Consider the following 20635-nt stretch of genomic DNA (forward strand, 5'->3'; position numbering starts at 1 on the left):
CGTGAGGTCCGGGGCCGCCTGCGTGGTACTGCGAGTTACTCCGAAGCCGAGCTGCTGCTCGCCTTGTCGCTGCTCGCCTTGTCGCTGCTCGCCTTGCTGTCGCTGCTCGAGGAGCTGGACTCCTTCTTCGTCGCCGGCTTCTTGTTGGCACCGGTGGCGTTCTCGATCGACTTCCGGACCCCGTTCGCCGCACCCTCGAGGTTCTTGCGGGTTTGGTTCGCCGCACCCTCGAGGTTCTTGCGGGTCTGGTTCGCCGCACCCTCGAGGTTCTTGCGGGTCTGGTTGAGCCCGTCGTTGATCTGCTTACCGGCCGTGTCAACCGCCTCCCGCAGCTCGACCTGCGCCTGTGTGACCTGCTTCTGCAGTTCCACAGCCGGGTTGGCCGGGGCGGGGAGAGTGATTTGCGTCGGCAGCTTCGCCACCGGCTCATCCGCCGTCTCCGACGCGGGCACCTTGGCGACCGGTGCGCTGGAGGCTGCGGTGTCACCGACGCTCAGGTTGACCGATCGGCTGGAATCCGCAACGAGTGTGCTGCCGACGTCCTCGTTGGTCGTCCGGGCTCCGAGGTCGATGCCGCCACCGATGCTGCCGCCGAGGCCCCCGAGCCCTGCCCGGATGGCTCCGCCGATCGCGGCGCTGATCGCACCGCCGATGTTGACGTCGCTGGCGGCTTCGGCGAAGGCCGAGACCGCCGCGAAGATGCCGGCCCCGATGGCCTGGGCCGCGTCGTTGCCGTTCTCCAGCGCGGAGATCGCGGTGGCGCGGAACGCCTCGACCACAGCGTTGGTGGCTGCGGCGATGTTGTTCACCGCGTCCACGCCGATCTCGGTGATCGCGTCGGCCGCCGCACCGAACTGTGCACCGGCTTCCGCGAAGGAGCCGATGAACTCGGCGGGGGTCGGCAGCCCTTCCAGGCTGGCGCCGATCGCCGCGGAGATCTCGCCACCGAGCTCGGCGAAGCCCTGCAGCGCTGCGGCGCCCAGGTCGAGGCCGGCCTCGAGACCCAACTGCAGCGATGCGCCGAGGTCGGCCAGCACCGGTCCGAGCGAGGCGGAGGCCTCGATCAGAGCGTCGATGAACACCGCCGGGCTGGGCAGGTTCTCGAGCGCGGCCTCGAACGCGGCGGCGAGCGTTCCGCCGCCTTCGACCAGTGCCTCCAGGAAGGCACCGAACTCGGCGCTGCCGATGTCGATGCCCGTCTCGATGGCGGCGGTCAGCGCGGCCGACAGGTTGCCGAGGGCTTCGGCGGTCGCATCCGCGATCGCGTTGAAGCCGGGCGCGAATGCTCCGATGGCGCCCTCGATCGCGGCGACGAACTCGGCCGGGGTCGGGAAGCCCTCAAGTGCTGCGTCGAAGGCCGCGGCCAACTCCGCTCCGGCGTTCACCAGCGCATCGGCGATGGCCCCTGCGTCCAGGTCGATCCCGAGCTCAAGAGCGAGCTCCAGCGCCGCCTCGAGGGAGGCGCCCAGGTCGACGCTGATCGAGCCCAGTGCCCCGACCAGTGCGTCGATGAACGCGTCCGGCGTCGGGAAGGCCCCCAGCGCGGCTTCGAACGCCGCGGCCAACTGGCCGCCCGCGTCCTGCAGCCCTGCGATGACCGCTTCGAAGGCGGTCTCGCCGACGGCCAGACCGGCTTCGATCGCCGCGGACAGCGCGCTCGAGAAGTTGGCGATCGCGATCCCGGTGGCATCCGCCAGCGCGGTGAGTCCGGGGATCACACCTTCCAGAGCCGCCTCGAGGGCGGCGACGAACTCGGCGGGCGACGGGAACCCTTCGAGTGCACCGTCGAAGATCGCGCCCAGTTCGGCCCCTGCTTCCAGGAGTGCCTCGCCGATCGCGGTCGCGTCCAGGTTCAGACCCAGGTCGACGATGACCGAGAGCGCGGCGTCGATGGCCGCGGACAGGTCGACGTCGATGGCGCCGAAGGCCGACACCAGGGCGTCGATGAACGCCTCGGGGGTCGGGAACGCCTCGATGGCGGCGTTGAACGCGGCGGCGAGATCACTACCGGCGTCCAGCAGACCCGCGACGATGGCGTCGAACGCTTCCACCCCTGCGGCGAAACCGGTCTCGAGCACTGCCGTCAGCGCGCCCGACAGGTCGGCGATCACCTCGGCGGTGGCGGCGGCGAGCGCATTGAAGCCCGGGATGACGCCCTCGAGGGCGGCATTGAAGGCCGCGATGAACTCCGCCGGAGTCGGGAACCCTTCCAGCACACCGTTGAACAGTGCGGCCAGATCGGCGCCGGCTTCGATGAGCGCATCGGCGATGACGCCGGCGTCCAGGTCGATGCCGAGTTCGATGAGGGCCTCGAGCGCCACGTCCAGCGCAGCGCCGAGGTCGACGTCGATGGAGCCGAAGGCGCTGACCAGTGCGTCGATGAACGCCTCGGGCGTCGGGAAGGCGGCGATCGCCGCGGCGAAGGCGGCCGAGAGCTCGCCGCCCGCGTCCTGAAGTGCGGCCACCACAGCCCCGAAGGCGTCCAGACCCGCGGCGAAACCGTCCTCCAGGGCAGCTGTCAGCGCACCCGACAGGTCGGTGAACGCCTCTGCAGCGGCTTCCGCCAGCACGTTGAAGCCCGGGATCAGCCCGGCGATGGCTGCGTTGAACGCGACGAAGAACTCGGCCGGGGTCGGGAAGCCGTCGAGCACGCCCGCGAAGGCAGCGGCGAGGTCGGCGCCGGCCTCGATCAGAGCCTCGGCGATGGCGGTGGCGTCGATCTCGATGCCGAGGTCGACGATCACCTCGAGCGCTGCGTCCAGGGCTGCGCCCAGGTCGATGTCGATGGAGCCGAACGCGCTGACCAGCGCGTCGATGAAGGCCTCGGGCGTCGGGAAGGCCTCGATTGCCGCGGCGAATGCGGCGGCGAGCTCGCTACCCGCATCCAGCAGACCCGAGACGATGGCGTCGAAGGCCTCGATGCCGGCTGCTGCGCCCGCGGTGATGGCTGCGGCCAGCGCACCCGACACATCGGTGAGTGCCTCGGCGGCGGCCTCGGCGAAGGCGTTCAGGCCGGGCAGGACGCCGGCGATCGCGGCATTGAACGCCGCGAAGAACTCGGCCGGGGTCGGGAAGCCTGCGAAGACATCGCCGAATGCCGCAGCGAGATCGGCGCCGGCGTCGATGAGCGCCTCGGCGATGGCGGTGGCGTCGATGTCGATGCCGATGTCGACGAGGACGTCCAGCGCGGCTTCGAGCGAGGCGGCCAGGTCGATGTCGATGGCGCCGAAGGCCGAGACCAGGGCGTCGACGAAGGCCTCAGGGGTGGGGAAGGCAGCCAGCGCGGCGTTGAACGCGGCGGCGAGGTCACCACCGGCGTCGAGGAGTCCGTCGACGAATGCCGCGAAGGCGGTGGTGCCTGCGGCAAGACCGGCTTCGATGGTGGCGGCGAGCTGACCGGAGAGCTCGGTGAGTGCCTCGGCCGCAGCGGTCGCCACGGCATTGAAGCCCGGGACCACATCACCGAGGGCCGCCTCGAAGGCAGCGACGAACTCTTCGGGTGTCGGGAAGCTGGCGAGAGCGGCGTTGAACACGGCGGCCAGATCGGCGCCGGCTTCAAGGAACGCGTCGGCGATCGCGCCGGCGTTCAGATCGATGTCGAGTTCGAGCGCGGCTTCGAGCGCGAGCTCGATGGCACCGGCGAGATCGAGGTTGATCGAGGCGAAGGCCGAGACCATTGCATCGACAAAGGCCTCCGGGGACGGGAAGTTCGCGATGGCGTTGTCGATCGCAGTGGCGAGCACGCTACCGCCGTCGAGCAGACCGTCGACCACAGCCTGGAACGCGTTGTTGCCCTCGCCGACGGCGCTGACGAGCGCCGCCTCGAGCGCACCGCTCAGTCCGATGATCGCGGCCTGGGCAGCCTGAGAGGCGCTGTCGACGGCACCGCCCACCGGCGCCCACGCGGCCTGCGCGGCGGCGATCAGATCAGCCAGTGACGACAGCGAAACGTCTTCGAGTACCGCGACCATGCGGTCGCCCCGAATCTGGAAGTCCGGGGGCAGAACCTCAACCGGAGCCAACGCAATCGATGTAGCGCCTACGACAGCTACACCGGCGGTCAAGTATGACCGAACAGCAACTTCCATGACATCCCCTCAGAGTCTCAAAAAGCCCGACGGAGCAAAACATACCTGAGAACTACCTAAGTAACAAAGGGATCTCCTGCTTTTTCTCTAACCCTTTTCTGACGCCCCGAATAGCGTTTGCTTGGGCATTCCTCAGAGGAATTAGCCTCCGGCCAGAGGGTGTGCGAACTATCGCGCCAACGGCAAACAAGGTCGCGTCATGTGGCACGGGAGTGGGTCGACTTCAGTCAACCCGTTACCTAAGGTACGCAAATAGCTGAGTTGGTTGACTGGGGAAGTTTGACCAGTAGGCATGGCCACTGTGGCGCCGGTCACTATTTGCCTCTGGAGCGTCGGCGAAGCGTCTGATCAACGTATGGCGTCTATGCCCTTCCGGCGCGCGCAGGGAATCGTTGTTCTAGCAAGTACCGTTCGTGGTTCCCCTCATTGCCGCAGGTCTTCGCTGATCTGGGAGCTCCTCGGACGTGGGCGACGAAGGCCGGTGAGGGGGGTCCGCCAGCTCGACCCGCCACGCAACCGGCGAGTCGGGGGCGCCCTCCCTGGCGTGTCTCGTCCGCTTGCTGTGGACTCCAGCCGCGATACCACTGCTGGGCCGCAGGTTTTGACGCTGAAGAAAGGGGGTGCCTGGCCAGGACTTCGCAGGCGTGATGCCCAGTCGGCGCGGGGGGTTTATTCTGATGGTCCCGGTGATTGTCCGGCCTCGTCGAGGCGACGATCGGCATGCGATCAGTGTGCATTGGACCTGTCGGCCAAGAGGTAGCTGAAGGCCTCATTCCTACCCGCAATTCGGGTTAGCCACCTTGGCAAAGACCTGATCAAGCTGAGAGCAACCTGAGGCGTCTGGCTAACGTCGTTCAGCCTCCTCCAGCGAACAGTCCGGCGCTCGGCACGAGCGCGCTGACGGGGCCTGCGGGCCGTAGGCCACGGGCTGTGTGGAGAGCGCGGACGTCGAACAGACGAGAACCGACCCATCCGGTGACGGAATCGTCACCGTGACGATGGGCGGGTGCTATTCCTTGGCGTCGTCGTCGCGCGCGGCCGGGGCGTCGTCCCCGGCGGGCGACTGCGTGTCCGGCGCGGGACCTGTGGAGGGCTTGTCGACGGTGTCGTTGTCGTTCCCGCCGGTCGGCCCGCCGGACGTGTCGTTGTCAGCAGCAGGGGCGTTCTTGCGCCCGCCCGTGGTGAATCGCTTGATCGTCGACTGGAAGTTGTCGAGCCCCTGCTGTACGCGGACACCGAAGTCCCGGGCCAGTTCGCCGGGCCTGGGCAGCTTGGGGGTACCGGGCCGTGCGGGTTGGGCCGGATCGGCGGAATCGTCGGGTGGGAGGTCGATCTCCGGCTGCAACACCGGGTCGGTGCCGGTCGTCAGCTCCGTGGAGCCCGCGACTGGGCCCGGGCCCACTGCCGGGGGAAGCCCGTCGCGGATGTCGACCAGGACGTCGTCGACAGTCTTGTCGGCCTGGTCGATGAGACCGCCGGTCTGCCCGATGGGTTTCGGCAGGTTCCGCATCAGGGCGCGGATGAGGGGCTTGAGCGCACTCTCGTGGAACGCCCGGTCGATCTCGTCGATGCCGGTGAGGCGGGGGTGCCCGATCAACAGCGCGCTGAGCGGTTCGACGAACAGCCGGCGAAGCGCCTCGTCCGGGCCGATCTGCCCGGTGATCAGCTGCTGCACGACCTGCTGGGTCAACACGAACGCGACGGCCGGGGCCATGCTGACCTGGCGGACGAAGGTGATGCCCGCTTCACCGAAGCCAGTTCCGATGTCGGTGAGCGCTCCGACGATGCCCTCGATAGCTTCGTGCGGAGCAAGGGTCGGCAGCGGTGCACGAGGATCCAGGGTGCGCTGATGCGGCGTGGTGAACCCTTCGAGCGGTAGCGCGACGGCGGGTTCGGTGGCACCGACACCGACACCGAAGGCGTTGACGACGGACTCGCGGCCGGTGCCCGACACGTCGTTGAACAGGCGCTGCAGTTCTTGGACCGAGCTCAGCCAGTCCTGACGGATGGCGCCGATCGACTGCAGGAATTCGGGATCGAGGACATCGAGCCGCTGGCCGTCTGCAGTGAAATCAGACGCCGACACCCGGATGTCGGACGGGAGCGGAACGACTGGGTTCGCCACGACCACGGCCGCGCCGGAGAGGACAACTCCGGTAGCCAGAAAAGGGGCGATGGCCCGCCGCATGGCGCCCTCCCCACGTGCGCAGCGTTCAATCGATAAAGCGTAGCTGAGACTGACCTGAGAATACAGCAGCCCGAAATTGTTTCTTCCTGAGAATTTCGACGTCCGGGTTTAAACACACCCGCCCGCTGCGCGGAGAACAGCCCCAAGGCGGCCAGGCCTCGGGGCTGTCTCACTCGGCGGCGGTCAGTCGGCCTGCGAGGCGTTCTGCTCCTGGTCCTTCTTCGCGTCCTGCTTCTCGGGCGTCTTGGTATCCGCCGGCTCGCGGGTGGTCCGCCCGTCAGCGTGTTACGGATGCGCTCACCCGCATCGTTGAAGCGCTCGGTGCCGTCCTCCACAGCGCCGCGCATGTTGTCGCCGGCCTCGCGGAGACCGCCGATCAACGACGAATGTCGGGTGCCCGGCTTGTGCACCGTGGGCTCCTTCTCGCCGCCGGGTTCCAATCCCTCCTGCAATTCCTCGATCTCCTCGCCCGGTTTGTCGGCGGTGTTGACATCGACGGTCAATTGCGTTGCGTCCTTTGCGAGCACGCTGCCAGGTCGAGGATCTCGGTCGGAGAAAGATCCGCGAGTGCGGCACCGGGGAGCTCGACCCCGTCGGTACCCGGAATCGATCCGAGGCCCGGCAGTGTCAACGCACCGGCCGCCGGCGCGGTCAATCCCATCGTCATGGCCGTCGCCGTGGCGGTCACCCCGCCCGCAATGGCGGCCCTTTTGATGCGATTTCGAAGCGGCTTACGCCGGTGCTTCGACATTTATTACCTCCCGTTAAGCCAAATCTCAGGTTTGCCGAGCGAAAAGTAGCACCGGGATTTGTAATGTCGGCAGGAATTGCTGACAGTGCACAGACCGGTGCTTGCGAACGAAAGTAAGTTTGCTTACAACCGCGACGGTGTGACGTCCACCACTGGCTCCGAAGTGAAGGCTCGTTCTCGTGCGGTCCCGGGTCGGGTGGTCGACACGGAGTCGCGAAATGCCTCGTCAAGCGCGGTTCAAGCGGAGATGTCAGCCGTCGAGGTTGTCACCGGCGACCGCGTACTCGACGATCGGCCGACCGCGCCGGCGATCGGAATGAGCGAGCGTAATCCGGCTTACTTTGATCTTGATCTGCCGCCACGGTGTTTGCCATCTTTGCGGGGTGACGGCGCGAACCCGACCCGGCCGCCGCTGGCGTACATTCACCGCTGATGCCAGCACTCGCGCCCCGTCTGCTCTTCGTCCACGCGCATCCGGATGACGAGACGCTCACCACCGGCGGCACCATCGCCCACTACGTCCGCCGCGGTGCGGAGGTTCGGGTGGTCACCTGCACGCTCGGCGAGGAGGGTGAGGTGATCGGTGAACGGTATGCCCAACTCGCCGTCGACCATGCCGATCAGCTGGGCGGATACCGGATCGGCGAGCTGACGGCCGCACTCGCGGCCCTCGGTGTGGACGAGCCCCGGTTCCTCGGCGGGCCGGGCCACTGGCGCGACTCCGGGATGGCGGGCACGCCGACGCGCCATCAGCCCCGGTTCGTCGACGCCGACATGACCGAAGCCGCCGGCCTGCTGGCCGCGATCCTCGACGACTTCCGCCCCCACGTCGTGGTCACCTACGACCCCGCCGGTGGATACGGCCACCCCGATCACATCCAGACCCATCGCGTCACGACCGCGGCCGTCGAACGCGCTCAGTGGCGGGTCCCGAAGTTCTACTGGACCGTCATGTCCCTCACGGCCATGGGCGACGGCCTCGCCGCCGCCCGGGACGTCCCCGAGGCCTGGATCCGGATCGACGCCGAGGACGTGCCGTTCCTGTATCCCGACAATCAGATCGACGCGGTCGTCGATGCCGGTGACAGCCTCGAGGCCAAGGTCGCAGCCTTGCGCGCGCATGCCACCCAGGTCTCGGTGGCCCCCAACGGGCAGTCCTGCGCACTGTCCAACCACATCGCCATGCCGATCCCCGCCGACGAGCACTACGTCCTCGCGTCCGGCGACGCCGGACCGCGCGACGAACGGGGCTGGGAAACAGATCTACTCGCCGGGCTGAACCTGGCATAGCGAATCCGGCCCGCGGTAAGCTCCCCCAATCCGGCGACATCGAAGGGGCATCCATGGATCCCGACCTTGACCCCAACCTGCAGCACTGGCAGGACCGCCTCGACAACTTCCAGTGGGTGGTCGGTTCCCTGGTGGGTCTGCTCGACAGCATCCCGACCTGACGCCGCTCACCCGCGGCGTCGTCCTGGCACTGCTCACCCTCGATGGCGTCATCACCGCCGTCGTCGGTGCCCTGTTTCTCCCGTTGCGCATCGGAGCTGTGCCGTTCCCGCTGAGCGCCTTCGTCGTCGGCGTGGTCAACGCCGCGCTGGTCTGGGCCGCCTCCCAGTGGACCGATTCCGGCCGCCTCGCCGCGCTACCGCTCTGGTCGTGGCTGGCAACGCTCGTCGTGCTGACCCTGGGCGGGCCGGGCGGTGATGTGGTCTTCGGCGGGCGGGACGTGATGGCCTACAGCGTGTTGTTCTTCCTCGCCGTCGGGGTGGGGCCGGCCGCGTGGCTGCTGTGGCGTGCCCGTGTCGACTGACACTCGGCGGGACTACTGTGGCCGATATGCAGGACCCAGCGCTTCCAGGATGTGGGACACGCGGATGAAAGTTGCCATCGCCGGGGTTACAGGGGAGTGGCTCTGAACCCCCAGCACGGCGCTGATCTGCCCAGCCCGGTGGTCCCACCCAAGTCCGCAGTGCCCGGCTCGGCCGCGCTGCGGCGCGTACTGCGCCGGGCTCGTGACGGCGTCGCCCTCAACGTGGACGAAGCCGCGATCGCGATGACGGCGCGCGGCGACGATCTCGTCGACCTCTGCGCCAGCGCCGCGCGGGTACGTGACGCCGGGTTGGAATCCGCCGGCCGCCGCGGGCCCAACGGGCGGCTCCCGGTGACGTACTCCCGCAAAGTCTTCATCCCCGTCACGCATCTGTGCCGGGACACCTGCCACTACTGCACGTTCGTCACCGTGCCCGGCCGGCTCCGCGCCCAGGGCCTCGGCATGTACATGGAGCCCGACGAGATTCTCGACGTCGCGCGTCAGGGGGCCGAGCTGGGTTGCAAGGAAGCTCTTTTCACCCTCGGTGACCGCCCGGAAGAGCGGTGGGACGAGGCGCGGCAGTGGTTGGACGAGCGCGGTTACGATTCGACGCTCGACTACGTGCGCGCCATGGCGATCCGGGTGCTCGAGGAGACGGGGCTGCTCCCGCACCTCAACCCGGGAGTGATGAGCTGGTCGGAGCTCTCGCGGCTCAAACCCGTTGCGCCGTCGATGGGGATGATGCTCGAGACGACGTCGCGGCGCCTCTTCGAGACGAAGGGGCTGGCGCACTACGGCAGCCCGGACAAGGATCCGGTCGTCCGGTTGCGCACCCTCGACGATGCCGGTCGGCTGTCCGTCCCGTTCACCACGGGTCTGCTCGTCGGAATCGGTGAGAACCTCACCGAGCGTGCGGAGACCATGCATGCGATCCGCAAGTCGCACAAGGAGTTCGGTCACGTCCAGGAAGTGATCGTGCAGAATTTCCGGGCGAAAGACCACACCGCGATGGCGTCCTCACCCGACGCCGGTATGGACGACTTCCTCGCCACGGTAGCCACCACGCGCCTCGTCCTGGGCCCGAAGATGCGCATCCAGGCGCCCCCCAACCTGGTGTCGCGCGACGAGTGCCTCGCCCTGATCGCCGCCGGAGTCGACGACTGGGGCGGCGTATCGCCGCTGACTCCGGACCACGTCAACCCCGAACGGCCGTGGCCCGCGCTCGACGATTTGGCCGACGTGACCGCCGGGGCGGGATACGACCTGATGCAGCGGCTCACCGCGCAGCCGCAGTACGTCCAGGCCGGCGCGGCGTGGATCGATCCGCGCGTGCGTGGCCACGTCGACGCGCTCGCCGACCCCGAGACCGGCCTCGCGCTGGACGTCACCCCGCAGGGCCGTCCGTGGCAGGAGCCCGACGAGGCGTTGCAGTCGCTGGGGCGCATCGATCTGCACGAGGCCATCGACAGCGAGGGCCGGCTCACCGAGACCCGCAGCGATCTCGGCAGCGCATTCGGCGACTGGGAGTCGATTCGCGAGAAGGTCCACGAGTTGGCCGCACGGGCACCCGAGCGCGTCGACACCGATGTGCTGGCGGCGCTGCGTGCCGCGGAGCGCGACCCGGCCGGGCTGTCCGACGACGCCTATCTGGCGTTGGCCAACGCTGACGGACCTGCGCTGGAAGCCGTTGCCGCGCTTGCTGATTCGCTTCGGCGCGACGCCGTCGGCGAGGACGTGACGTTCGTGGTCAACCGCAACATCAACTTCACCAACATCTGCTACACCGGGTGCCGGTTCTGCGCGTTCGCGCAACGCAAGGGCGACGCCGACGCGTACTCGCTGTCCACCGACGAGGTCGCCGACCGCGCGTGGGAGGCGCACGTCGCCGGGGCGACCGAGGTGTGCATGCAGGGCGGGATCGACCCCGAGTTGCCGGTGACCGGCTACGCCGACCTGGTGCGTGCGGTCAAGGCGCGGGTGCCCGAGATGCATGTGCACGCGTTCTCTCCGATGGAGATCGCCAACGGCGTCACGAAGAGTGGTCTGTCGGTGCGCGAGTGGCTGATCGCACTGCGGGAGGCGGGGCTCGGCTCCATCCCCGGCACCGCCGCGGAGATCCTCGACGACGAGGTGCGCTGGGTGCTGACCAAGGGCAAGTTGCCCACGTCGATGTGGATCGACGTGGTGACCACCGCCCACGAGGTGGGGCTGCGGTCGAGTTCGACGATGATGTACGGCCACGTCGACCAGCCTCGGCACTGGGTCGGTCATCTGCGCGTGTTGCGGGAGATCCAGGACCGCACCGGCGGGTTCACCGAGTTCGTCCCGCTGCCGTTCGTCCACCAGTCCTCGCCGCTGTACCTCGCCGGTGGGTCGCGCCCCGGGCCGACGCACCGCGACAACAGGGCGGTCCACGCCTTGGCGCGGATCATGTTGCACGGCAGGATCTCTCACATCCAGACCAGCTGGGTCAAACTCGGCGTCGAGCGCACGCGGGTGATGCTGCAGGGCGGCGCGAACGACCTCGGCGGGACGTTGATGGAGGAGACGATCTCGCGGATGGCCGGCTCGGAGAACGGTTCGGCCAAGTCGGTCGAGGAACTCGTCGCGATCGCAGAGGGAATCGGTAGGCCGGCGCGGCAGCGCACCACGACCTACGCGCCCATGGCGGCATAGCTTTCGTCGAATGTGAAGTCACTGCGAATTCCGGCGGGGATTTTCGCAGTAGCTTCACACTCGCTCGGACCGTCCTGCGGAATACAACCGGACCATGGTCCGTTTGATTGGGTGGAGCGCCGGAACCGGCCCGGCGCACGAGCCAAGGAGACGCATATGACTGCTGCAACCGACACCGCGCTGACCGCAGGCACCTGGGCCATCGACCCGGTGCACTCGACCATCGGCTTTTCCATACGACACCTCATGGTGAGCAAGGTGCGCGGCACCTTCGACGACTTCAGCGGAACCATCACGGTGAGCGACGACGGCACCGCGTCGGTGGCCGCCGAGATCGCCGTGGGCTCGGTCAACACCCGCAACGAGCAGCGCGACGCCCACCTGCGGGCGGCCGACTTCTTCGACACCGAGAAGTTCCCGGTCGCGACGTTCACCTCGACCGGCGTGCGGACCGAAGGCAACCGCTACGCCCTCGACGGCGAGTTCACCCTCAAGGGGCGGACGCAACCGATCACCCTCGACCTGGAGTTCATCGGGACCAACCCGGGAATGGGCCACGGCGAGGTCGCCGGTTTCGAGGCGTCGGTGGTGCTCAACCGCAAGGACTTCGGCATCGACTTCGAGGCGCCGCTGGAGACCGGCGGGACCGTCGTGGGGGACAAGGTGACCATCACTCTCGAGATCGAAGCTCTCAAACAAGCCTGATCCAGACTTTTCGAGACGCCACGGTGGCCGCACGGGGTGCGGCCACCGTGGCGTATCCGTTCTCGCAGACCACAGTCACTTACGCGCATCAGGTGTGGCGGCTAGCCGTTTTGTATGTGCGACGTTTAGTATCAGGTACCACACGCAATCTCTCGGATTCGCGCGTGGAAGTTAGGGCACACTGAGACAACCGTCCAGGTATCGGCTGGGGATACTTCCAGGCGGACTGGCGGTGCCGCCTCTGCGTACCCGACCCGATCCGGCAGCCCACTGGACAGTTAGACCGAGGACCACTTAGGAGAACCGGTGACGTACACCATTGCCGAACCCTGTGTCGACGTGAAAGACAAGGCCTGCATCGAGGAGTGCCCAGTCGACTGCATCTACGAGGGCGCACGCATGCTGTACATCCACCCCGACGAATGCGTCGACTGTGGAGCGTGCGAACCGGTGTGCCCCGTGGAGGCGATCTACTACGAGGACGACGTCCCGGATCAGTGGAGCGGCTACACCCAGCACAACGCCGACTTCTTCGCCGAGCTCGGTTCTCCCGGCGGCGCGTCCAAGGTCGGCCAGACCGACAACGATCCGCAGGCCGTCAAGGACCTGCCGCCGCAGGGCGAGGACTGACACGTCCACCTCCCCTGAGGTAGCGCGCCGGGCAGTCTCCGCGAGGCTGCCCGAGTTTCCCTGGGACACGCTGGCCGCTGCCGGCGCGCTCGCCCGCTCACATCCGGACGGCATCGTCGACCTGTCGGTCGGCACCCCGGTCGATCCCGTCGCGCCCGTCATCCGGGATGCGCTCGCGGCGGCCAGTGGCGCTCCCGGCTATCCGACGACCGCCGGGACACCCCAGCTGCGCGCGTCGGCGAAGGCCGCGCTCGACCGCCGCTACGGCATCACCGGTGTGGCCGACGACGCGGTGCTGCCCGTCATCGGCACGAAGGAACTCATCGCGTGGCTGCCCACGCTGCTCGGGCTGGGCCGCGAGGACGTGGTGGTGGTGCCGGAATTGGCCTATCCCACCTACGACGTGGGTGCCCGGCTCGCCGGTGCCCAGGTGCTGCGGGCCGATTCGCTCACCCAATTGGGCCCGCAGACCCCCGCGCTGATCTTCCTGAACTCCCCGAGCAACCCGACGGGCAGGGTGCTGGGCGGCGACCACCTCCGCAAGGTGGTCGGCTGGGCGCGTGAGCGTGGTGTCCTCGTCGCATCCGACGAGTGCTACCTCGGCCTGGGTTGGGACGCCGAACCGGTCTCCGTGCTGCACCCCTCGGTCTGCGACGGTGACCACACCGGTCTGCTGGCCGTGCACTCACTGTCGAAGACGTCGTCGCTGGCCGGCTACCGCGCCGGCTTCGTCGCCGGTGACCCGGCCGTGGTCGCCGAACTGCTCGCGGTGCGCAAGCACGCCGGGATGATGGTGCCCACACCCGTGCAGGCGGCGATGGTCGCGGCGCTCGACGACGACGCCCACGAACACGAACAGCGAGAGCGCTACGCGCGTCGGCGCCAGGTGCTGCTGCCCGCGATGAAGGCGGCCGGCTTCACCGTCGACCATTCCGAGGCCGGGCTGTACCTGTGGGCCACGCGCGGCGAGGCGTGCCGGGCGACCGTCGACCGGCTGGCGCACCTCGGAATCCTGGCCGCGCCGGGCGAGTTCTACGGCCCCCGCGGCGCCCAGCACGTGCGGCTCGCCCTGACCGCCACCGACGAGCGGATCGACGCCGCCGCTGACCGGCTGACGCGAAACCGATGAGCGACTACGACGTCGAAGCCGTGGACCGGTTGCCCTTCAGCACCGGCGACAAAGCCGACCGGTACCGCACCGAACGCTTCGGCGGCGCGGTCGGCCTCAACTGGTACACCACCGACCCGACGTTGCAGTTCACGCTGGCCTACTACCTGCCACCGGATCAATTACCGCTCGCGGAAACACATCTGACGCGGATGGGCGAGCTGATGGGCGGCGCGGTCGCCCGGTGGGCCGAGGAGACCGATCGCAACCCGCCGCGGCTCGAACGCTACGACCGGTGGGGTCACGACATCAGCCGCGTCGTCATGCCGCCGTCGTTCACCGACGCGAAACGGGCGGTGCTCGACGCCCAGCAGGCCCTGCGCGACGATGTGCGCGCCGCGGGCGGCCGCTCCTCGATACCGATGTTCGCCGCCAACTACCTGCTCAACCAGGCCGACATCGGTATGGGGTGCGCGCTGGGCACCGGGGGCGGCATGGTTCAGGCTCTGGTGGCCGCCTACGCCCCCGCCGATGTGCGCGACCACGTCCTGGCGAAGTTCGAATCCGGTGAGTGGGCGGGGGAGACGGCGCAGATGCTCACCGAACGCACCGGCGGTTCGGACCTCGGCGCGCTCGAGACGACGGCCACCCGCCACGGCGACGCCTGGCTGCTCAACGGTTTCAAGTGGTTCGCGTCCAACTGCGACGGCGAGGCGTTCGTGGTGATGGCCAAACCCGAGGGGGCGCCCGATTCGGGCCGCGGCGTCGCCTCGTTCCTCGTGTTGCGCACCCGCCGCGACGGCTCCCGCAACGGCATCCGGATCCGGCGGCTGAAGAACAAGCTCGGCACGCGCTCGGTGGCCTCCGGCGAGGTCGAGTTCGTCGACGCCGAAGCCTTTCTGCTCTCCGGTGAGCCCAGCACCGAGGCCGGTCCGTCCGACGGCAAGGGGCTGGGCCGGATGATGGAGCTGACCAACGCCGCGCGCCTCGGCATCGCGCTGTTCGGGCTCGGCAACGCGCGGCGGGCGCTGGTCGAATCGCTGACCTACGCGCGGCACCGGCAGGCGTTCGGCTCCGCGCTGATCGACAAACCGCTGATCCGGCGCAAGCTCGCCGAGATGATCGTCGACGTCGAAGCCGCCCAGGCACTGGTGTTCGACGGCACCGGGCTCGCCAATCACCGTCAACCGCGGCGCGTCCGGCAGCGCATCGCGGTGCCCGTCACCAAACTCAAGGTGTGTCGGCTCGGCATCACGACCGCATCGGACGCCATCGAGATCCACGGGGGCAACGGGTACATCGAGGACTGGCCGGTCGCGCGTCTGCTGCGCGATGCCCAGGTCAACACCATCTGGGAGGGGCCCGACAACATCCTGTGCCTCGACGTGGCGCGCGGTATCCGGCGGGCGCAGGCCCACGAACCGCTGCTGGGCCGGTTGCACGACGCGGTATCGGTGTCCGACGACGATCCGTCCACGCAGCTGGTGTCGCAGCGCGTCGACGATCTCGACGCGGCGATCACCGCGTGGACGAAGCTCGACGGCGCGGTCGCGGAGGCGCGCCTGTTCCCGCTGGCGCAGTTCATGGCCGACGTGTACGCAGGTGCGTTGTTGACCGAGCAGGCGGCGTGGGAGCGCGCCGAACGCGGCGGCGAACGAAAAGCGTTGGTGGCCGGGCTGTATGCGCGTCGCTACCTCGCCGACCCAGGTCCGCTGCGCGGGATCGACGACGACGGTGACGAGGCGCTGGAGCGGTTCGACGAGCTGGTCGACGGCGCGTTCACCGGCTGAGTTCCCTCGGTGGCGCGCAACCCCAGCGCGAGGACCAGCCGGTCGTCGGGGTCGGCCAGCGCGGTGCCGAGCAGTGTCTCGATGCGCCGGATGCGGTAGCGAATCGTGTTGGGGTGGACGTGCAATCGGGCGGCCACCGTGGAGATGTCGCCGAACCCGTCGAGGTAGGCGTGCAGCGTCTCGGCGAGTAGTGGTTCGCGTTCCCGCAGGGTCCGCACCCGCGGGTCGATGAGCCCCGGCTGACCGGCGATGTGCGCGACGATCTCGTCGAGCAGCACCGTCGTGCGGGCGTCGGCCAGCGAGGTGATCTGGTCGATGGCGCCGGGATGGCGTGCGGCGCTGTCGAAGACGCGATCGATCTCGACGCGCGCCGCGGCGGCTGCGGCCAGCCCCGGTAGTGGAGCGGCGATCACCGCGTGCAGTGTCAGCCCGGCCTCGCGGCTCAGCACGCCGACCACGCCCCGGACCCACGACGTCACCGCCGCCGGCGCGCCGATTCCGGGCAGCAGCACGTACACCCGGTCGCCGGTGGAGGCCACCTGGGCGTCGGTGCGAAAGGCTGTGGCGCTCAACGCGATCACATCGGCGGGTGGGGCGGGGGCCGCCGTCGCGAAGCCGATGACCGCCGCGCGGCCGTCGGCGTCGACGCCGAGCTCCCGCGCGATCGCCCCGATGTCGCTGTCGGCGTTGTCGGACAATCCCAGCAGTTCCCGGATCCGCACGGTGTGCGTGGACGGGGCGGCCGCCATTCTGTCGAGCACGCGCGCGGCGAGCACCGCCCCGCCGCGCAGCACCTCGTCTGCGTCGTCGGCGAACGGTGCCGAACCCTGCTGCAGCCAGATGGTGCCGGCGAAGGTCGGTGTGCGCCGGGCGCGCGAGGGCAGGTGGATGCCGACGGCCATGCGCGGGCGCAGCCCGAGTTCGGGCCGCTCCTTGACGCGCACCACGTCGCCACTGGACCGCAGCGCATCGAAGATCCCCCACTGCCCGATCCACGCCAGGTGCTCGGGCGGCCCGGCACGGCCGAGGATCGACAGCCGGCGCAGCTCGTCGGCCTCTTCACTCGACGCCGAGTAGGCCAGGACATGCGACTGGGCGTCCTCGATGCTGACCATCCCGCGGGCACGGTCGGCGATCGACTGGGCCAGACCGAACAGATCGGTGCCGCCGGGTAGCGGCGGGTCGTCACGGTCGCCGCGGTGGTCGAAGAACTGGTTCACCAGCCGGTACAACCGTTCCCAGCGGGCATGCGGGTCGACCGCCACGACGGCCGACCCGCGCGCCATCGCATGCCGGACCAGTTCGGGAGCGGGCTCCTTGACGAACACCGCCACCGGCGGGCGGGGCTGCGCGGCCAGCCACCCCACCGCCGCGTCCGCCGGGACACCGAGCAGGAAGAAGAGATCGGCGTTGCCGGCCGCGGGGGCGATCCCGAGCCGGACGTCGTCGGCGTCGACGAGCGCGACCGAGGCCACCGGCAGGTCGAGGCCCCGCGGCGCCTGCTGCAGCGTGACCATGGTGCGGTCCAGCGCGAGGAGCAACTCGCCGAGCCGGACCCGGGCGGCGCGCATATTGTCCGATAGTAATATGCAGCCGAGCATTCTTTGGCCGATCGGCTAAGTGACGCAGGTCTCGTCTCGGGGATTCTTGACCCATGGACGCGATCACCGATGTACCGCTGCCGGCCAACGAGCCGGTGCACGACTACGCCCCCGGCTCCGGGGAGCGCAGCAGGCTCGCCGACGCGCTCAAGGAATTGACCGCGGCGCCGCTTGAGCTACCCCACGTCATCGGCGGGCGGCACCGGATGGGAGGCGGCGAACGCATCGACGTCGTGCAACCCCACCGGCACTCCGCGCGGCTGGGCACGCTGGGCAACGCCGACCACGACGACGCCCGCGCCGCCGTCGACGCCGCACTCGCCGCGAAGCCGGCGTGGGAGGCGACGCCGTTCGACGAGCGCGCCGCGGTCTTCCTACGTGCTGCCGATCTGCTCGCCGGGCCGTGGCGGGAGAAGTTGGTTGCGGCCACGATGCTCGGACAGTCCAAGTCGGCTTATCAGGCCGAGATCGACGCCTCGTGCGAGCTGATCGACTTCTGGCGTTTCAACGTCGCGTTCGCCCGCCAGATCCTGACGCAGCAGCCGGTGAGCAGCCGAGGGGTGTGGAACCGCACCGACTACCGGCCGCTGGAGGGTTTCGTCTACGCCATCACCCCGTTCAACTTCACCGCGATCGCGGGGAACCTGCCCACCGCACCGGCGCTGATGGGTAACACCGTCGTCTGGAAGCCTTCGCCGACGCAGACGTTCGCGGCCTATCTGACGATGCAACTGCTCGAGGCGGCGGGCCTGCCACCCGGTGTGGTGAACATGGTGACCGGCGACGGCAAGGCGGTGTCCGATGTGGCGCTGAGTGATCCGCGGCTGGCGGGTATCCACTTCACCGGCTCGACGGCCACGTTCCAGCATCTGTGGCGCGAGGTCGGCGCCAACATCGAGCGTTACGAAGGGTATCCGCGCCTGGTCGGCGAGACCGGCGGCAAGGACTTCGTCGTCGCCCACCCGAGCGCACAACCCGATGTGTTGCGCACCGCGCTGATTCGGGGCGCGTTCGACTACCAGGGCCAGAAGTGCTCCGCGGCATCGCGAGCGTTCATCCCCCGCTCGCTATGGCAGGGGATGGGTGACGAGTTCCTCGGGGCCACCGAGGCGTTGCGCTACGGCGATGTCACCGACCTGTCGAACTTCGGTGGGGCGCTGATCGACTCGCGCTCGTTCGCCAAGAACGTGGCGGCGATCGAACGGGCGAAGAGCGCATCATCGGTGACGGTCGCGGCGGGCGGCGAATACGACGACAGCGAAGGGTATTTCGTGCGGCCCACCGTACTGGTGTCCGACGATCCGTCCGACGAGTCTTTCAGCACCGAGTATTTCGGGCCGATCATGTCGGTGCACGTCTATCCCGACGACGACTACGAGCGCATCCTCGGCGTCGTCGACACCGGGGCGAAGTACGCGCTGACCGGTGCGGTGATCGCCGACGACCGCAGTGCGGTGCTGACTGCCCAGCAGCGGCTGCGGCACGCCGCGGGGAACTTCTACGTCAACGACAAACCGACCGGAGCCGTCGTCGGTCAGCAGCCGTTCGGGGGATCGCGCGCGTCGGGCACCAACGACAAGGCGGGGTCACCGCAGAACCTGCTCCGCTGGACCTCAGCGCGGTCGATCAAAGAGAACTTCGTCCCGCCGACCACGCACGACTACCCGCACATGGGGGTGTGAGCGATGGGTGCCTTCCAGCGCATCGCGCGCCCGGTGATCCTGGCCGCCGCCCGCTCGGACCCACTGCGCCGCACGGCCGAACGGTTGCCCGTGACGCGCGGGGTGGTGCACCGGTTCGTTCCCGGCGACAGCATCGAAGAGGCTGCGTATTCCGTTGGTGCGCTGCGTAATTCCGGGCGCATGGTCAGTGTGGATTACCTCGGGGAGGATGTCACCGACGCCGATGCCGCTCACGCAACTGTCGAAGCTTACGTGAAGCTGCTCGATGCGCTGGGCCGCCGCGACGAGGCGGCCGGCGGGGTGCGGCCGCTGGAGGTGTCGATGAAACTCTCGGCGCTGGGGCAGGCGCTGCCGCGCGACGGAGAGAAGATCGCGCTGGAGAACGCGCACACGGTGTGCGCGCACGCCGAGCGGGTCGGCGTGTGGGTGACCGTCGACGCCGAGGACCACACGACCACCGATTCCACGCTTTCGATCGTGCGCGAACTGCGGTCGGAGTTCGACTGGCTGGGCACGGTGCTGCAGGCCTATCTGCGCCGCACGCCGGCTGACTGTGAGGAGTTCGCCGCCTCGGGTGCGCGAGTTCGGTTGTGCAAAGGGGCCTATGACGAACCCGCGTCGGTGGCGTTCCGCGACGCCGACGCGGTGACCGACTCCTACCTGCGCTGCCTGGAGACGCTGATGGCGGGGCGCGGCTATCCGATGGTGGCGTCACACGACCCTGTGGTGATCGATGCGGTGCCCGCGTTGGCGTCGGCGCACGGGCGGGGCGCCGGCGATTACGAATATCAGATGCTCTACGGCATCCGTGATCCCGAACAGCAACGGCTCGCCGACGCGGGAAACCGTGTCCGGGTGTATGTTCCGTTCGGCACCCAGTGGTACGGCTACTTCGTGCGGAGGCTGGCCGAACGACCGGCCAACATGGCGTTCTTCCTGCGGGCGCTGGCGAGTCGGTGAGGCGTCTGCGATGATCATGATCGGCGCCCTGTCTGGCCGTACCCGCCAAGGGTTCGGGGGAACGCGGCGGAGCCGGTCAGACCACGGGCGCCGCTAGCAGTGTCACCACACCGGGAATGCGGCGACGGCCATGGTGACGTTGCCGCTGCAGGGGCCGTCGAGGATGTCGGTGCGCCAACTGCCTTCGAGTGAACCGTCCCGCTGCGGGACGTAGTAGACGAAGCTGCGCGCCGGGGCCCACACCTTGGGGGCGCCGTCGCCCATGAAGCAGTCCCACTGCCAGTCGTAGGACTGGGTCCAGCGGGCGCCGTCCCAGGTGTAGCGCAACGGTTGTGGAACGGTCGGATTCGTCGACCGCGGCCCGCTGACCACGGCGGCGATGCAGATCCCGCTCGCGCAGTCGGTCTTGAAGACGTATTGGCCGGTGAAGTCGGCTTCGGGTTGTTGGGCCGCCGGGCTGGTGCCTGCCTTCTGCGAGGCGTAGCTCACGACGGAGAATCGGCCCGTCCAGATCTGGCCGACGGGTGCGGCGGATGCGGTGCCCAACGGGCGCAGGAGCGTACCGGCCATGGCCACCAACACGACCGTGGCGGTCAACAGCGCCACAAACGCTCGACGGGTAGCCATCGTTCCTCGCACTCTT

14 protein-coding genes are annotated in these 20635 nt (G+C 68.7%); 9 read left to right on the top strand and 5 right to left on the bottom strand.

Annotated features, from left to right (window positions below; translation table 11 throughout):
- Window positions 1-35: 35 nt before the first annotated feature.
- From I7X18_RS07915 to I7X18_RS07925, 3 genes are all read right to left on the bottom strand, one after another.
- Window positions 36-4022 carry a hypothetical protein gene (locus I7X18_RS07915; RefSeq protein WP_226864223.1) on the bottom strand — a complete coding sequence of 1329 codons (3987 nt, stop codon included), beginning with the start codon at window positions 4020-4022 and terminating at the stop codon, window positions 36-38.
- Window positions 4023-5097: 1075 nt separating this feature from the next.
- Window positions 5098-6276, bottom strand: coding sequence for a hypothetical protein (locus I7X18_RS07920; RefSeq protein ID WP_226864222.1), 1179 nt, complete (start codon window positions 6274-6276; stop codon window positions 5098-5100).
- Between the two features lie 499 nt (window positions 6277-6775).
- The gene (locus I7X18_RS07925) at window positions 6776-6943 is read right to left on the bottom strand and encodes a hypothetical protein (protein WP_193047639.1); all 168 of its coding nucleotides are present in this window, start codon (window positions 6941-6943) and stop codon (window positions 6776-6778) included.
- A 516-nt stretch (window positions 6944-7459) separates the two neighbouring features.
- Here I7X18_RS07925 and mshB point away from each other — a divergent pair.
- The 7 genes from mshB (at window position 7460) to I7X18_RS07960 (ending at window position 15749) form a co-directional block, all read left to right on the top strand.
- Window positions 7460-8317, top strand: a complete 858-nt coding sequence (gene mshB / locus I7X18_RS07930; RefSeq protein WP_193047638.1) for an N-acetyl-1-D-myo-inositol-2-amino-2-deoxy-alpha-D-glucopyranoside deacetylase — start codon at window positions 7460-7462, stop codon at window positions 8315-8317.
- A 112-nt stretch (window positions 8318-8429) separates the two neighbouring features.
- Window positions 8430-8840, top strand: coding sequence for a hypothetical protein (locus tag I7X18_RS07935; RefSeq protein ID WP_193047637.1), 411 nt, complete (start codon window positions 8430-8432; stop codon window positions 8838-8840).
- A gap of 96 nt (window positions 8841-8936) precedes the next feature.
- Window positions 8937-11516: a bifunctional FO biosynthesis protein CofGH gene (locus I7X18_RS07940; RefSeq protein WP_193047636.1), complete on the top strand. Its 2580-nt coding sequence runs from the start codon at window positions 8937-8939 to the stop codon at window positions 11514-11516.
- Between the two features lie 156 nt (window positions 11517-11672).
- A complete protein-coding gene (locus tag I7X18_RS07945) occupies window positions 11673-12221 on the top strand; it encodes a YceI family protein (protein ID WP_193047635.1) in 549 nt (182 codons plus the stop codon).
- 306 nt (window positions 12222-12527) lie between these two features.
- Entirely contained in the window at window positions 12528-12851 is a 324-nt protein-coding gene (fdxA, locus tag I7X18_RS07950) for a ferredoxin (protein WP_193047634.1), read from the top strand.
- Window positions 12852-12897: 46 nt separating this feature from the next.
- Complete coding sequence (gene dapC / locus I7X18_RS07955) at window positions 12898-13980, top strand: succinyldiaminopimelate transaminase (RefSeq protein WP_193047904.1); 1083 nt, start codon at window positions 12898-12900, stop codon at window positions 13978-13980.
- Window positions 13977-15749 (top strand): acyl-CoA dehydrogenase family protein, encoded by a 1773-nt coding sequence (locus I7X18_RS07960; RefSeq protein ID WP_193047633.1) that lies wholly within the window; start codon window positions 13977-13979, stop codon window positions 15747-15749. The genes dapC and I7X18_RS07960 overlap by 4 nt, the downstream gene beginning before the upstream one ends.
- Here I7X18_RS07960 and I7X18_RS07965 read toward each other — a convergent pair.
- On the bottom strand, window positions 15650-17320 hold the full coding sequence (locus I7X18_RS07965; RefSeq protein WP_193047632.1) for a PucR family transcriptional regulator: 1671 nt from the start codon (window positions 17318-17320) through the stop codon (window positions 15650-15652). The genes I7X18_RS07960 and I7X18_RS07965 overlap by 100 nt on opposite strands.
- Window positions 17321-17403: 83 nt before the next feature.
- On the opposite strand from I7X18_RS07965, the gene pruA reads away from it, so the two are divergent.
- Together pruA and I7X18_RS07975 are read left to right on the top strand one after the other, a co-directional pair.
- Window positions 17404-19032 carry an L-glutamate gamma-semialdehyde dehydrogenase gene (pruA, locus tag I7X18_RS07970; protein ID WP_193047631.1) on the top strand — a complete coding sequence of 543 codons (1629 nt, stop codon included), beginning with the start codon at window positions 17404-17406 and terminating at the stop codon, window positions 19030-19032.
- Window positions 19033-19035: 3 nt separating this feature from the next.
- Entirely contained in the window at window positions 19036-19992 is a 957-nt protein-coding gene (locus I7X18_RS07975; RefSeq protein ID WP_193047630.1) for a proline dehydrogenase family protein, read from the top strand.
- A 102-nt stretch (window positions 19993-20094) separates the two neighbouring features.
- On the opposite strand, the gene I7X18_RS07980 is transcribed toward I7X18_RS07975, so the two are convergent.
- Window positions 20095-20619: an Rv2253 family sensor-like surface protein gene (locus tag I7X18_RS07980; RefSeq protein WP_193047629.1), complete on the bottom strand. Its 525-nt coding sequence runs from the start codon at window positions 20617-20619 to the stop codon at window positions 20095-20097.
- Window positions 20620-20635: the final 16 nt, after the last annotated feature.

The organism is Mycolicibacterium baixiangningiae (assembly GCF_016313185.1).
Classification (GTDB): Bacteria; Actinomycetota; Actinomycetes; order Mycobacteriales; family Mycobacteriaceae; genus Mycobacterium; species Mycobacterium baixiangningiae.

What these genes read in the sequence shown, in the direction of transcription:
- I7X18_RS07920 (WP_226864222.1), bottom strand. Translation starts at nt 6,276, where the DNA reads ATGCGGCGGGCCATCGCCCCTTTTCTGGCTACCGGAGTTGTCCTCTCC.
- I7X18_RS07975 (WP_193047630.1), top strand. Translation starts at nt 19,036, where the DNA reads ATGGGTGCCTTCCAGCGCATCGCGCGCCCGGTGATCCTGGCCGCCGCC.
- pruA (WP_193047631.1), top strand. Translation starts at nt 17,404, where the DNA reads ATGGACGCGATCACCGATGTACCGCTGCCGGCCAACGAGCCGGTGCAC.
- I7X18_RS07945 (WP_193047635.1), top strand. Translation starts at nt 11,673, where the DNA reads ATGACTGCTGCAACCGACACCGCGCTGACCGCAGGCACCTGGGCCATC.
- I7X18_RS07965 (WP_193047632.1), bottom strand. Translation starts at nt 17,320, where the DNA reads ATGCGCGCCGCCCGGGTCCGGCTCGGCGAGTTGCTCCTCGCGCTGGAC.
- I7X18_RS07980 (WP_193047629.1), bottom strand. Translation starts at nt 20,619, where the DNA reads ATGGCTACCCGTCGAGCGTTTGTGGCGCTGTTGACCGCCACGGTCGTG.
- mshB (WP_193047638.1), top strand. Translation starts at nt 7,460, where the DNA reads ATGCCAGCACTCGCGCCCCGTCTGCTCTTCGTCCACGCGCATCCGGAT.
- I7X18_RS07960 (WP_193047633.1), top strand. Translation starts at nt 13,977, where the DNA reads ATGAGCGACTACGACGTCGAAGCCGTGGACCGGTTGCCCTTCAGCACC.
- I7X18_RS07925 (WP_193047639.1), bottom strand. Translation starts at nt 6,943, where the DNA reads ATGACGATGGGATTGACCGCGCCGGCGGCCGGTGCGTTGACACTGCCG.